The sequence below is a fragment of the Dyella sp. SG562 genome (genome assembly GCF_011759495.1).
GTDB classification, from domain to species: Bacteria; Pseudomonadota; Gammaproteobacteria; order Xanthomonadales; family Rhodanobacteraceae; genus Dyella_D; species Dyella_D marensis.
Genome location: NZ_JAAOYS010000002.1, coordinates 305,066 through 319,152 on the forward strand (window position 1 = coordinate 305,066; position 14,087 = coordinate 319,152).

The window sequence follows — 14,087 nt, forward strand, 5'->3', positions numbered from 1 at the left end:
GACGACCGTATCGAGAGGCCCGGCTCCACGTGTTCCGTTCGTGCCTGTTCTGCCTGGCCTGGCTGTTGCTCGCGCTGCCGCTGCATGCCGAAAGCCTGACGCCTTTGCGTACCGCGGACTTGCCGCCGTTGGCGACCGCGCAGGTGCTGGTCGGCATGGCGGTGATCGATGGGCAGACCGTGGCGGTGGGGCAGGGACAGGCGTGGCGGCTCGACGATGCGGGCAGGCGCTGGCTGACGGTGGCCTGGCCCGCGGCGACGCCGAACGATGTGTCGCTGATCCAGGATGGCGCTCGCGCTTACCTGGTGTGGCCGGCGCAGGGGCGCACGGCGCTGGCGGAATTGCATCTGCGCAACGATCGCCTCGATGCGACCGCACTCCCTGCGCTGCCGGCGGCATTGGCCGATCCGCGCGGCGCCGTGTCCGCCGATGCGCTGTTCGTGGCCGGCACGGTCGCTGGCAAGGCGCACGCATGGCGAGCGAATCCGGCCGATCCCCGCGCAGGGTGGACCGATATTCCCGCATGGCCTGGCCACTCGCCGCCGCTATCGCTGGTCGCGCAAGGCCCCAACCTGTTCGTCGCCGTTGCGCACGACGGCAAACAGCAACTGCTGCGCTGGTCGGCCACGAAAGGCTGGACCGAAGCCACCACCATCCCCGGCACGCTGCTGCCCGCCGCCCCGCGCGCGCTGGGCCAGGCCCATCTGCTCTATCTGGTCGGCACGCCGGAAGGCGCGCGCCCGATGACGTACCACAGCATCACCGGCTCCTGGGCCACGCTGCCCGGCGTACAACCGGCGAACGACGCATTGATGGCCGCCGCGCAGGACGGCTTCACCTGGGCGCAGCGCGACGGCGCCGGCTACGCCATCCACACCGCGCAGCTGCAATCCGGCAAGCTGCTGCTGAAGTGGCTGGACTGGGTGGTGATCCTGGTCTATCTCGCCGCGATGTTCGGCATCGGCCTGTACTTCTATCTGCGCGAGAAGCGCAACAACACGGCGAATTTCTTCGTCGGCGGCCGCAGCATTCCGTTCTGGGCGGCGGGCGTAAGCCTCTACGCGGCCAATACCAGCTCGATCAGCTTTATCGCCATCCCCGCCAAGTCCTTCGAAAGCAACTGGACCTACCTCACCAATAACCTGATCGCCGTGCTCGGCCTGGCCTTCGTGGCGGTGTGGATCGTGCCGCTGCTGCGCCGCCTCGACCTGATGTCGGTGTTCTCGTACCTGGAAACGCGCTTCCATCCGGCCATCCGCATGCTGGCCAGCGCGCTGTGCATCCTGACCCAGATCGGCAGCCGCATGAGCGTGATCCTGTTTCTGCCGGCGCTGGCCATCGCCACCATCACCGGCATCAGCGTGAGCTTGAGCGTGGTGCTGATGGGGGTTTTCACCATCGTCTACACCGCGATGGGCGGCATGAAGGCGGTGATCTGGACCGACTTCGTGCAGGTGCTGGTGAAGATGGGCGGCGCGCTGTTCGTGATCGGTTTTATCGTGTGGCATCTGCATGGCGGAGTGGGGCAGTTCATGCACACCGCTACCGCCAACCACAAGATGCACCTGCTGGACTTCAGCTTCGACCTGACCAAGGCGACCGTCTGGGGTTTTCTTTTCCTGGTGCTGTTCGACGTGGTGCTGACCTTCCCCAAGGACCAGGTGCTGATGCAGCGCACCTTGTCGACGGAGTCGGACAAGGAGGCGGGCCGTTCGATCTGGATGTTCGCCGCGATCATGATCCCCGGCGGCTTCGTGTTCTATCTGATCGGCACGGCGCTGTTCGTGTTCTACAAGGACAACCCGGACCGCCTGAATCCCTTGCTGCCCATCGACGCCACGTTCCCGCTGTTCATCGCCGCGGAACTGCCGATGGGCGTGACCGGCCTGATCATCGCCGGCATCTTCGCGGCCGCGATGGCAACGCTGTCGGGCATCATGAACAGCGTGGCGACGCTGATCTCGGTCGACTTCTACGAGAAGCTGGTGAAGAACCCGTCGCCGAAGAAGAGCGTGCTGATGGCGGAGATCATGACGGTGGTGGTGGGGCTGGTCGGCATCGCCACGGCATTGCTGTTGTCGCGCTTCGACATCCACTCGCTGTTCGACGTGTCGATCGAACTGGCGGGCTTGCTGGGTGGCGGCTTCGCGGGCGCCTATACGCTGGGGATGTTCACCCGCCGGGCGAATTCGCCCGGCGTGGCGATCGGTATCGCCTCGAGCATCGTGCTCACCTTGATCGCCTGGTCGTTCCACCTGGTGCATCCGTATTTCTATCTGGCCATCTCCATCCTGCTGTGCATCGTGATCGGCTATCTGGCGAGCCTGCTGTTTCCGGCGCCGAAGCGTTCGCTGGAAGGCCTGACGATCTACTCAAGACCCAAACGCTAACCGCCACCTGCCCCCTCTCCCCTGCGGGGAGAGGGTTGGGGTGAGGGGGACCTACGGAGCGGCGAAGCAGAGCAGCCTCCGCTTCGTCGAACCTCTTTCGCGAGCACCCGCCCCTCATCTGCCTGCCGGCATCTTCTCCCCGGAGGGGAGAAGAGTTTCACTAGGGAGCTCCTTATGGCTCTTGACGCTTTTTCCCCGCTCTCCCATCGTCCCCCCGGGGGCAAGACCGATGAGGGCGGCACGTGGAAACGCAATTCCTGAATACCTTCGTCACCGTCGTCGACCAGGGCTCGATGGCGGCGGCGGCGCGCGTACTCAACGTGACGCCGGCGGCGGTGGCGCAGCAGATCCGCACGCTGGAACGTGAGCTGGGCGCCACGCTGATCGCACGCGTGGGCCGCACGGTGAGCGTCACCGAACAAGGCTCGCGCATCCTCGAACGCGCGCGCGAACTGCTGCGCAGCGTCTCGGACCTGCGCAGCGTGGCCAACGACAGCGCCGTGTCCGGCGAGCTGCGCCTGGGCGCCTGTCCCACCGCGCTGGCCGGCATGCTGCCGGACGTGCTGGCGCGCATGGTCGACGCCTTCCCGCAGATCAACGTCTTCATCAAGCCCGGCTATTCGGTCGATCTGTATCGCGCCGTGGAAGCGGGCGACCTCGACGCGGCAGTGGTGCTGCAGGCGCCATTTCCGCTGCCCAAGACCTGCGAATGGCTGCTGCTGCGCGAAGAACCGCTGATCGTGCTGGCGCCGAAAAGCATGGCCGGCCGCGATCCGCACGAACTGCTCGCCACCCAGCCGCTGATCCGCTACGACCGCAATCAATGGGGCGGACGCCAGGCCGATGACTATCTGCGCGCGAACGGCATCGTGCCGCGCGAACGCTTCGAACTGAACGCGCTCAATGCGATCGCCGTGATGGTCGACCGCGGCCTGGGCGTGTCCCTGGTGCCGGACTGGGCGCAGCCGTGGCCGGAAGGCCTGCAGCTGGCGCGCATTGCGCTGCCCAATCCGGCGGTGCCGCGGCGCATCGGCATCGTGTGGTCGCGCTCCAGTGTGCGCGTGCGCCTGGTCACCGTGCTGCTGCAGGAAAGCCGCAAGGCGATGCAGGCCAGAGCGCGCTGAGGCAAGCACGTAGCGTGCTGCAACGCCGCATACATCCGCTTGCTTCGTAAGCAACAAAAACTAGCCTCTGAACATAGTCCGCGACGGTTCTACGCCGGCAGCGAAGCGCATAGGCTCGCTCGCAATCCAACGTGGTTGCAGTACGGCCGCCGCAAGCGGTTCGCATAAGAAGACATGGGCCGTCGGGACGCCTGGGGGAGGGCGTCGCCAGTTCGAAGACGAAGCACCGTCCCCGGCGCGCCGCGCGCGCCGACCCGCCGCAAGGCGGTACCAAGACGAGACAAGACATGATCAAGCCACTCACCGCCGCCATCAGCGGCATCCTGCTGGCCTACGCCGTCGGCGCGCCGGCGCAGGATGCACCCGCCGCTGGCGCCGCGCCGGCCGACAGCAGTACGAAGAAGGACGGCAAGGACAAGGACGCGGTCAACCTGCAGCAGGTGATCGTCACCGGCACGCGCAGCCCCAAGGCGATCGACGAGATCCCGGGCGCGATCACCGTGGTGTCGAAGGAAGAAATCCAGCACACCTTGCTGGTGACCGAGGACGCGACGGCGGTGCTGGCGCGCTCGGTGCCGGGCTATGCCGAGTCCTCTCAGGCCATGAGCAATACCGGCGAGACCTTGCGCGGCCGCATCCCGCTGCGCCTGTTCGACGGCGTGCCACAGGGCTCGCCGCTGCGCGAAGGCACGCGCAACGGCACGTTTACCGACATGGGCATCGTCGGGCGCGTGGAGGTGATCAACGGTCCGTCCGCTTCCGAAGGCATCGGCGCGGCCGGCGGCATCATCAACTACATTTCCAAGACGCCGACCAAGGACGGCGACGAAGTCACCCTCACCACGCGCTACCAGACCCAGGCCCACAGCGACAGCGAAGGCTGGAAAGTCGGCGCCACCTATTCGCACAAACAGCAGGAGTTCGATGCGCTGCTGGCCGCTTCGTATATCGACCGCGGCATCAGCTACGACGGCAACGGCCGCCGCATCGGCCTGAACACCAGCGGTTCGCTGGCGGATTCGGAAACCAAAAATCTATACGCCAAGGTCGGCTTCAACTTCGGCGCGGACAACGAGCAGCGCCTGCAGGCCAGCGTCAGCCGCTTCCGCATCGAGGGCAAGGGCGAGTACGTGCAGGTGCTGGGCTGCCGCGGCCCCACCGACACGCCGCCGTGCGCGGTGCCGCGCACCAATACCTCGGAGAAGGGCCATATCTTCGGTTCCAAGGACGCCTTCAACGACTTCAAGCAGTACCAGCTGCAATACACCAACGACAAGTTCTTCGGCGGCTACCTGGACATCAACGCCTACAAGGCCGACCAGTCCATGCGCTACCTGCCGGAAAACACCGAGGACAAGCAGGATCCGCTGATCGCCCCGCTCGGCACGCTGTACGACCAGTCGGAAATCGTGGTGCACAAGAAGGGACTGCGCACCTCGTGGACGCGCCCGGACATCTTCAACGTCACTGGCCTGGAGCTGCACACCGGCATCGACTTCGGCAAGGACCAGGCGCAGCAGCGCCTGGCCCTGACCAGCCGCCTGTGGGTGCCGCCGATGGACTACAAGAGCGTGGCGCCGTACGCGCAGCTGTCCTGGGACGTCGGCCCGGTGACGCTGAGCGCCGGCTACCGCCGCGAGGACGACAAGCTCACCGTCAACAGCTACACCACCACGTACTACCGCAACCGCGTGTTCGTGCAGGGCGGCGGCCTGAAGTACAAGGAAGGGCTGAAGAACTTCGGCGCGATCTGGCGCGTCAACGACCAGTGGTCCACCTTCCTGTCCTACAGCGAAGGCTTCACCCTGCCGAACATCGGCATCCCGCTGCGCAATATCAATACGCCGGGGCAGTCGGTGGACAAGATCCGCGATCTCAATGCGATCGTGTTCAAGAACTACGAGGGCGGCTTCAACTGGCATGGCGAGCACGGCGCATTCGGCGCCACGCACTATGTGTCGAAGTCGCCGTTCGGTTCCTCGCTGGCGGTGGATCCGCATACCACCGACTTCATCCTCAGCCGCGCGCCGGTGCGGATCGAAGGCACCGAAGTTACCGGCGAATGGCGTTTCGACCGGGACTTCAAGATCACCGGCCTGTACTCGCATATCCGCGGCAAGACCGCGTTCTGGTCGGCCGATCCGGCCGGGCGCTATGGCTCGGGCGGCTTGAACAAGCCGCTGGGCGTGCTGGATATCAATCCCGACAAGTTTGCGGCGGCGGCTACGTGGAAGTTCCTGCCCAACGCCGATGCCACGCTGGGCTTCACCACCTTGTTCAGCCGCCACGTATCCGGCCAGGACACGCGCGCCTATGACGGTGCGCAGTTCAGCTATTCGGAACAGACCAAGGGCTACACCCTGTTCGACCTGGGCGTGAACTACGACCTCGGCAAGCACGGCAAGCTGTCGCTGGGCGTGGAGAATCTGTTCAACCGGCAATACATCCTCAGCTGGTCGCAGCTGGCGGGCTACCAGAATTACTGGGCGGGCCGCGGGCGCATGACCTCGCTGACGTACACCATCACGCTGTGACGAGGTGGTTGGCGCATGGGCGACGGGCCGTCCTGGTGGCGGCCGTTGCCTTGTGCGCGGTGCCGGCGATGGCGGCGCAGGGGCCGTTGCCTTTTGCCGCGGCGAAGGACGAGGGCTTGTCGGCGGAAAGGCTGGAGCGCCTGCATGCCTATCTGCGCGATGCGACCGGCACCGAGGGTTACGTGGGCGCGGTGGCATTGATCGCGCGGCACGGCCGCATCGTCGATTGGCAGGCGTACGGCTATCGCGATCTGGCCCGGCGCGAGCCGCTGCGCCGCGACGATATCTTCCGCATCTATTCGATGACCAAGACGGTAACCACGGTGGCCGTCCTGATGCTGATGGAAGAAGGCAAGCTGTCGCTGGACGATCCGCTGTCGCGCTACCTGCCGGGCTTCGAGCATCCGCGGGTACTGATGAGCGACGGCAGCGAGCGTCCCGCTGCCAGGCCGGTCACCTTGCATGCATTGCTGACGCACACCGCAGGCTATCCGGCCGGTTTGAAGGGCGACGAAGCCGCGGTCAAGCGGATGGAGAGCATCGATCCACATGCCGCCGCGGATCTGCGCGGCTTCGCCGAACGCATGAGCCGCGTGCCCTTGGCCGCCGATCCCGGATCGCGCTTCGGCTACGACGGCGCCTCGCTGGAGCTGGCGGCGCGGGTGGTGGAGGTGGTGTCCGGGGAATCCTTCGAGCGCTTCCTGCGGGAGCGCATCTTCCAGCCGCTGGACATGCGCGATACCGGCTTCGCGGTGCCGGAGGCCAAGCGCGCCCGGGTGGTCGACATCACCACCATGGGCGCGAACGGCAAGCTGCGCATCGCGGACGGTGCCAGTGCCGCGCATCCCGGCGCGCCACTGAATGCCTACGCCAGCGGCGCCGGCGGCCTGTATTCCACCGCCGCCGACTACGCCCGCTTCGCGCAGATGCTGCTCGGCCACGGCAGCCTGGACGGCCACACCGTGCTCGGCCGCAAGACGGTGGAGCTGATGCTGCGCAACCACCTCGCCATGCTCGGCCCGCCGGTGAATCAGTTCAATGCGGGCGAGGGTTTCGGCCTGGGCGGCTATGTGGTGCTCGATCCCGCACGGCGTGGCCAGCCCGGTTCGCCGGGCCAGTTCGGCTGGTCCGGCGCGGCGTCGACGTATTACACGATCGATCCGCACGAAGACCTGCTCGCCATCCTGCTGCTGCAGCACCTGCCGCGCGAAGACGCGGCCAAGGACCTGCCGCGCCTGAGCCGCGGTTTCTACGCCCTGGTCTACCAGGCGCTGCAGCCATGAAGCGCGGCGTGCTGGTGGCCGGCTCGGCCAATCTCGATTTCGTGGTGCGCGCGCCGCACGTGCCGGCGCCGGGCGAAACCGTGCTCGGCAACGGCTTCGCCACCTTTCCCGGCGGCAAGGGCGCCAACCAGGCGGTGGCCTGCGTGCGGGCCGGCGGCGCGCCCACGCGGATGCTGCTGGCCCTGGGCGACGACGTGCATGCGGCGCCGATCGAAGCCTCGCTGCGCGGGGCCGGCGTCGGGCTCGACATCGTGCGCATGCGCGGCACGGCCACCGGCGTCGCCTTCGTCTGCCTGGCGGGCGACGGCGAGAACGCGATCACCGTGGCGCCCGGCGCCAATGCGCGGCTGTTGCCCGAACATCTGCCGCCGCTGGCCGATGTCGGCCATCTGCTGCTGCAACTGGAAACGCCCTTGCCGACGGTGGAAGCCTGGGCGCGGGAAGCACGACGCGCCGGTGTACAGGTGGCGCTCAACGCCGCACCGGCGCAGGCCTTGCCGCGCAGCCTGCTGGGCGACTGCCAGCTGCTGATCGTCAACGAAGGCGAGCTGGCGGCGATCAGCGGCAGGCAAGGCATCGGCGCCGGCCTCGACGCACTGGACGCCCCCGCCGTGGTGGTCACCCTCGGCGCGCGCGGCTGCTGCGCGCGCGTGGGCGGCGAGTACCTGCTGCAGCCGGGCTTCGCCGTGAATGCCGTGGACACCACCGGCGCCGGCGACACCTTCTGCGGCACCCTGGTCGCCAGCCTGAGCCTGGGCCTGCCGTATCCGGCCGCGTTGCGCCGCGCCTGCGCCGCATCTGCGCTAGCCTGCACCCGCCTGGGCGCGCAGACCGGCGTGCCGCGGCAGGACGAGGTGCGGCGGCTGCTGGCGGCGCGTCCCGGCGATGCGACCGAGGCGCTCGCCGCCTACGTCGGCATCGCCTGATTCCCTTCCTTACCGATCACGCTTCCCATGACGCCTTCCTCCGAACAGCCGCGCGACGTGAACGCCGACGACGCCAACCCGCCGCCGGTGAAGACCGAATACAAGTTCTCCCACGTCACCACCGGCCGCTACCTGCCCACGCCGGGCAAGGCGCCGGGCTGGCCGTTCGCCGAGATCGGCCACTGGAAGATGGACGTCGACGGCACCGCCGACGACTGGATCGCCGAGCTCAAAGACTGGCGCCGCGAACATCTCACCCGCATCGGCTACGACGATGCCAACTACCGCCGCCCCGAGCTGCAATGGGCGCAGCGCAACTTCGTCCACGCGCAGATGATGGTGGAGGACCGCTACTTCTACGATCCGGAGGCCCGCCGCTACACGGTGGATCGCTACCTCGACGATCTGGAACAGCGCTACGGCGGCATCGACAGCGTGCTGCTGTGGTACGTCTACCCGAATATCGGCGTCGACGACCGCAACCAGTTCGACCTGGCGCGCGACTTGCCCGGCGGCCTCGATGGCCTGCGCGGCGCGGTCGAGGATTTCCACCGCCGCGGCGTGCGCGTGTTCCTGCCCACCATGCCGTGGGACAACGGCACGCGCGAACAAGGCCAGCGCGATTGGGAGGCGGCGGCCGAGCTGGTGAAAGCGGTGGGCGCCGACGGACTCAACGGCGATACTTACAACGGCGTGCCGCGCGCCTTCTTCGATGCCTGCGATGCCGCCGGCCGGCCGGTGGTGCTGCAGCCGGAATCCACCATCAGCGCCGAGGAGCAGCTGATCTGGAACGTGCAGAGCTGGGGCAAGAAGGCGCCGAACGAGACAGTGCCGCCGGTGGCGAAGTTCAAGTGGCTGGAACCGCGCCACATGATCAACTACGAGAACCGCTGGGGCCGCGAGCGCAACCACGACCTGCAGTACATCTTCTTCAACGGCATCGGCTACAACGCCTGGGAGAACGTGTGGGGCATCTGGAACCAGCTGACGCCGCGCGATGCGGAGTCGCTGCGGCGCATCGCGGCGATCGAGCGGCAGTTCGCGCCGGCGATGGTGAGCATCGAGTGGCGGCCGTATGAGCGCACTTTGCAGCATGGAGTGTTCGGTTCGCGCTTTCCGCTGGCCGATTACACCGTGTGGAACCTGGTCAACCGGCACGAGTACGACGTCGACGGCGAGCAGCTGGCCGTGCCGCACCGCGAAGGCACGCGCTACTTCGACGCGTGGCATGGCGTGGCGCTGGAGCCGCGCATCGAGCACGGGCGCGCGGTGCTGTCGTTCGCGCTGGAGGCACGAGGGTTCGGCGCCGTGCTGGCGTTGGCGCCGGGTGCGTTGATCGACGGGCTCGATGCTTTCCTCGCACGCATGCGCGGACTCGCAGCAACACCCTTGAGCGCGTATTCCGCCCAGTGGCAGCCGTTGCCGCAGCAGTTGCGCCCGATCGCGGCCACGGCGCCGGCCGCAGCGGCGCCTGAGGGCATGATCGCCATCCCCGGCGGCGACTTCGACTTCGCCGTCGGCGGCATCGAGATCGAAGGCCAGACCTGGGCCGGCAACGACGTGCAGTATCCCTGGGAAAACACGCCGCGCCGCGGCCATCGACGGCGCATGCAGCTGAAGCCGTACTTTATCGACCGCACGCCGGTGACCAACGCGCAGTTCCATGCATTCCTGCAGGCCAGCGGCTGGACGCCGGCCGATCCGCACCACTTCCTGCGGCACTGGATCGACGGTGCGCCGCCGGCCGGCTGGGACAACAAGCCGGTGACCTGGGTGTCGATCGAGGATGCGCGCGCCTACGCCGCGTGGGCCGGCAAGCGCCTGCCGCACGAGTGGGAGTGGCAGTACGCCGCGCAGGGTACGGACGGCCGCCTCTATCCCTGGGGCAACGCGTGGGACGAAAGCAAGGTGCCCGCCGCCAACCGCGGCCGCACGTTGCGTGCGCCGGACGACGTGGACGCGCATCCGCAAGCCGCCAGTCCGTTCGGCCTGCTCGACCTGGTCGGCAACGTGTGGCAATGGACCGACGAGTATCTGGACGAACATACCCGCGCCGCTGTGCTGCGCGGCGGCAGCAGCTACCAGCCGCGCACCTCGCACTGGTATTTCCCGCAGGCGTACCGGCTGGATCAGCACGGCAAGTATCTGCTGATGGCGCCAAGCAAGGATCGATCGGGCTGCATCGGCTTCCGCTGCGTGGTGGATGCCTCGTGAGCATGGCCGTGCATCTGGAGGGTCTGCTCGGCGAAGCGCTGGCCGCGAATGCGCGTGGCCGCCTGTCGCATTTCATCATCGACGAACACAGCCCCGCCATCGCCCTGTTCGCGCCCGAGCGGCGCGCGCAGAACACCGAAGGCGACTGGTATGGCGAACACGCCGGCAAATGGCTGTACGCCACCGCCAAGGCCGCGGCGCGCAGCGGCGATGCGGAGCTGACCGCGCGCCTGCGCCGCGTCGCCGATTTCCTGGTGTCGGTGCAGGAGCCGGACGGCTACCTCGGCACCTATGCGCCGGAGCGCCGCTTCATGCGCCCGCAGCCACCCAAGCCGCCGAGCTGGAATGGCGAGCCCAGCGTGCGCACCTGGGATATCTGGACGCATGCCTATCTGGTCCTCGGCCTGCTGGAAGCGCACCGGCATTTCGCCGAACCGCGCTGGCTCGACGCCGCGCGGCGCATCGGCGACCTGTGCTGGCACACGCTGACCGAAGGCGGCATCGACATCACCGAACTGGGCAATCACTTCGGCCTTTCGGCGACGGTGCTGCTCGATCCGGCGATGGAGCTGCATGCCGCCACCGGCGAGGCGCGCTACCTGGAGCTGGCGAAGCGGGTGCTGGCGCAAGCCAATGCCCATCGCGACCTGGCGCTGCTGCCGCGCATCCAGGCCGGCGCCGATGCGGCGGAGATCGCCACCGGCAAGGCGTACCAGCTGGCGTGGAATCTGGTCGGCCTGGCCAAGCTGTACAAGGCCACCGGCGAGGCGGCGTATCGCGATGCGCTGCAGCGCATGTGGACCAGCATCCGCACGCACCACCTGACGCTGGGCGGCGGCCCCTGGGGCGGCGTGGCGCATCGTTCGCGCGAGGTGTTCAACGCGCCGGGTGCGTTCAGCCCGTATGGCTATGTCGAAACCTGTTCCAGCCTGGCGTGGATCCAGCTCAACCGCGAGCTGCTGTCGATCGAAGGCGATCCGAAGTACGCCGAGGAAATCGAGCGCACCGCCTACAACGACCTGCTCGGCGCGCAGGCGCCCAATGGCGAGGACTGGTGCTACTACGTCTTCCCCAACGGCCGGCGCGTGCACACCACCTACTGGCGCTGCTGCAAGTCCAGCGGCGCGATGGCATTGGAGGAACTGCCCGGCGTGGCGTATGCGGGCGATGCGCATGGCGTGGCGGTGAACATCTACGGCCCCGGCAGCGCTTCGTTCGACTGGCCCGGTGCCGGCAAGGTCATTTTGGAACAACGCACCGCCTACCCCTTTCACGGCGGCGTGACCCTCCGTTTGCGCATGCCGTCGTCCGCCCGCTTCCGGCTGAAACTGCGCATGCCTTCCTGGGCCGAAGGCGCCAGGGTCCGCGTCGGCGGCGAATCCATCGCCGCCGCGCCTGGAAGCTACGCCGCCATCGAGCGCGAATGGCAGGACGGCGACGAAGTGATGCTGGATTTCCCCATGGCCGCGCGCGTCCACCGCGCCGTCAACCGCAATGTGCAGGAGTCGCGCGCGCCCGACGGCGAGCCGGTGCTGCAGCAGGTGCTGCGTTTCGAATACCTGGGCCTTACGCGCGGCCCGCTGGTCTACGCCACCGGCCTGATCGACGGCTTCAAGACCGAGGAAACGCTGCGCCTGCCCACCAGCGACCCCACCGACTGGCTCACCGTGCTGCCGCCGGAGGAAGGCGATGCCGCGCCGCTGCTGGAACTGCGCCCGCTGCAGCGCGCACCGCTGCGCTTCGAGCCGTACTACCGCGCGGGCGGCCGCGCCGACGGCGCCTGGCGGCTCACCTGGATGCAGCTCGCGCCGGAGTCCCTGCGGTGAAGCAAGCGATCGTGCTGACAGAACATATCGGGCGCGCCTGTTTCCACGCGCGGCCCCGGCGCAAAGTAGCGGCGACACGACACCAGGAATCACGCGGACTCGCGGCGTATGGAAAGCACTCCACCTGATCCGGCCGGCGCGGCGCGCGGTCCCCTGCATGGCATCCGCGTGCTCGACCTGAGCGCGTATATCGCCGGCCCTTACGCCTGCACCCTGCTCGCCGACCAAGGCGCGGACGTGCTGAAGATCGAACCGCCGGGCGGCGACAACCTGCGCCAGTATCCGTCGACGCTGCCCACCGAAAGCCGCGCCTTCCTCGGCGTGAACCGCAGCAAGCGCGGCATGGTGCTGGACCTGAAAGACCCCGCCGACCACGCCGTGCTGCTGCGCCTGGTGCGCGACGCCGACGTGCTGGTGCACAACTTCCGCCCCAGCGTGCCCAGGCGGCTGGGCATCGATTTCGACCAGCTCGGCGCCATCAACCCGCGCCTGATCTACTGCGCCGTCACCGGTTATGGCGAGACCGGCCCGATGCGCGACAAGGCCGGCTACGACCAGGTGCTGCAGACCATGACCGGCATGTGCGCGCTGCAAGGCAAGCGCGGCGGTCCGCCGGAGATCATCTACGGCTCGGTGGTCGACTACTACGCCGCCGCGCTGCTCGCCGCGGGCGTTTCTTCCGCGCTGTACGAACGCGAACGCAGCGGCCTGGGCCAGTTCGTCGGCGTCTCGCTGCTGCGCGCCGCGCTGACCATGCAGTCCGCCCGCCTGATCTGGGCCGAGGGCGAGGCCCTGGATATCGGCCGCGACATGCGCTCCGGCGGCGTCACCGGCATCCATCCCACCGCCGACGGCCACATCTATATCTCCGCCAACACGCCGCGCTTCTGGCGCGCGCTATGCGAGAAAACCGGCCTGCACGCCCTGGCCGACAACCCCCGCTACGACACCGTGCGCAAGCGCGCCGAACACGCCAGCGAAATCCTCCCGCAATTGCATCAAGCGCTCGCCACCCGCTCCGCCCCGGCCTGGGAAGCCCTGTTCGGCGACGAAGTCCCCAGCGCCGCCGCCCGCCGCATCGAAGACATGTTCGAACACCCCCAGGTACTGGCCGAAGGCATCGTCGGCACCATCGAACATCCCATGGTCGGCCGCTATCACGGCGTCGCCCAATCCATCAAATTCAGCCGCACCCCCGGCCCCCCGCCCTTCGCCGCACCGATGCTCGGGCAGCATACGGATGAAATAAAGCGCAAGTCTTAAGCAAGAAAGCTCGCTTCATAGCCACGCCGTGGCGAGCCCCAGCCCCTCACCCTGCCCTCTCCCCGGAGGGGAGAGGGGTGAAGTCGTGAGGTAGGCAGGAACGAAGAGCAGAAGCTGGCACCAGTCCTTGAATATCCTCTTCGCCACGGCACGTTGAAGCACCCGCTACGTAAACGCACTGTGGTTTCGTGTAGACCCAGGTTAATCAAGTTACCGCAGCCGCTCACTGCTCCTTCTAGTTGCGTCGCGAGCAGTGGCTCTTAGGCCATTCTCTCTTTGGTTACTTTCTCTTTGGGCCAGCAAAGAGAAAGTGACTCGGGCGCCGGCAGGCGTCCGAAATGCCCGCTGCATAAGCGGCCCGTTCGCGATAACGCGAAAACCAGGCGATACCGCCACTGGATCCCGGCCTACGCCGGGATGACGAGCAAGGAGCAGGCGTCCGAAATGCCCGCTGCATAAGCGGCCCGTTCGCGATAACGCGAAAACCAGGCGATACCGCCACTGGATCCCGGCCTACGCCGGGATGA

At 67.5% G+C, this 14,087-nt stretch carries 8 protein-coding genes; all 8 read left to right on the plus strand.

Annotated features, from left to right (window positions below; genetic code table 11):
* The first annotated feature begins 29 nt into the window (after nucleotides 1–29).
* The 8 genes from FHW84_RS04790 (at nucleotide 30) to FHW84_RS04825 (ending at nucleotide 13,560) form a co-directional block, all read left to right on the plus strand.
* Nucleotides 30–2,390, plus strand: a complete 2,361-nt coding sequence (locus FHW84_RS04790; RefSeq protein WP_167252999.1) for a sodium:solute symporter — start codon at nucleotides 30–32, stop codon at nucleotides 2,388–2,390.
* A gap of 242 nt (nucleotides 2,391–2,632) precedes the next feature.
* Nucleotides 2,633–3,514 (plus strand): LysR substrate-binding domain-containing protein, encoded by an 882-nt coding sequence (locus tag FHW84_RS04795; RefSeq protein WP_167253000.1) that lies wholly within the window; start codon nucleotides 2,633–2,635, stop codon nucleotides 3,512–3,514.
* 287 nt (nucleotides 3,515–3,801) lie between these two features.
* Nucleotides 3,802–6,048, plus strand: coding sequence for a TonB-dependent receptor (locus FHW84_RS04800; RefSeq protein ID WP_167253001.1), 2,247 nt, complete (start codon nucleotides 3,802–3,804; stop codon nucleotides 6,046–6,048).
* Between the two features lie 35 nt (nucleotides 6,049–6,083).
* Entirely contained in the window at nucleotides 6,084–7,331 is a 1,248-nt protein-coding gene (locus tag FHW84_RS04805) for a serine hydrolase domain-containing protein (protein WP_167253002.1), read from the plus strand.
* Nucleotides 7,328–8,257, plus strand: coding sequence for a ribokinase (locus tag FHW84_RS04810; protein WP_167253003.1), 930 nt, complete (start codon nucleotides 7,328–7,330; stop codon nucleotides 8,255–8,257). The genes FHW84_RS04805 and FHW84_RS04810 overlap by 4 nt, the downstream gene beginning before the upstream one ends.
* Before the next feature lie 27 nt (nucleotides 8,258–8,284).
* Nucleotides 8,285–10,471: an SUMF1/EgtB/PvdO family nonheme iron enzyme gene (locus FHW84_RS04815; protein ID WP_167253004.1), complete on the plus strand. Its 2,187-nt coding sequence runs from the start codon at nucleotides 8,285–8,287 to the stop codon at nucleotides 10,469–10,471.
* 2 nt (nucleotides 10,472–10,473) lie between these two features.
* Nucleotides 10,474–12,297 (plus strand): beta-L-arabinofuranosidase domain-containing protein, encoded by a 1,824-nt coding sequence (locus tag FHW84_RS04820; protein ID WP_208399665.1) that lies wholly within the window; start codon nucleotides 10,474–10,476, stop codon nucleotides 12,295–12,297.
* 108 nt (nucleotides 12,298–12,405) lie between these two features.
* Nucleotides 12,406–13,560, plus strand: a complete 1,155-nt coding sequence (locus FHW84_RS04825; protein WP_167253005.1) for a CoA transferase — start codon at nucleotides 12,406–12,408, stop codon at nucleotides 13,558–13,560.
* The last annotated feature ends 527 nt before the right edge of the window (nucleotides 13,561–14,087 follow it).

Excerpts from the sequence above, each read along its gene's own strand:
- FHW84_RS04820 (WP_208399665.1), top strand. The coding sequence starts at position 10,474 with ATGGCCGTGCATCTGGAGGGTCTGCTCGGCGAAGCGCTGGCCGCGAAT.
- FHW84_RS04810 (WP_167253003.1), top strand. The coding sequence starts at position 7,328 with ATGAAGCGCGGCGTGCTGGTGGCCGGCTCGGCCAATCTCGATTTCGTG.
- FHW84_RS04825 (WP_167253005.1), top strand. The coding sequence starts at position 12,406 with ATGGAAAGCACTCCACCTGATCCGGCCGGCGCGGCGCGCGGTCCCCTG.
- FHW84_RS04800 (WP_167253001.1), top strand. The coding sequence starts at position 3,802 with ATGATCAAGCCACTCACCGCCGCCATCAGCGGCATCCTGCTGGCCTAC.
- FHW84_RS04815 (WP_167253004.1), top strand. The coding sequence starts at position 8,285 with ATGACGCCTTCCTCCGAACAGCCGCGCGACGTGAACGCCGACGACGCC.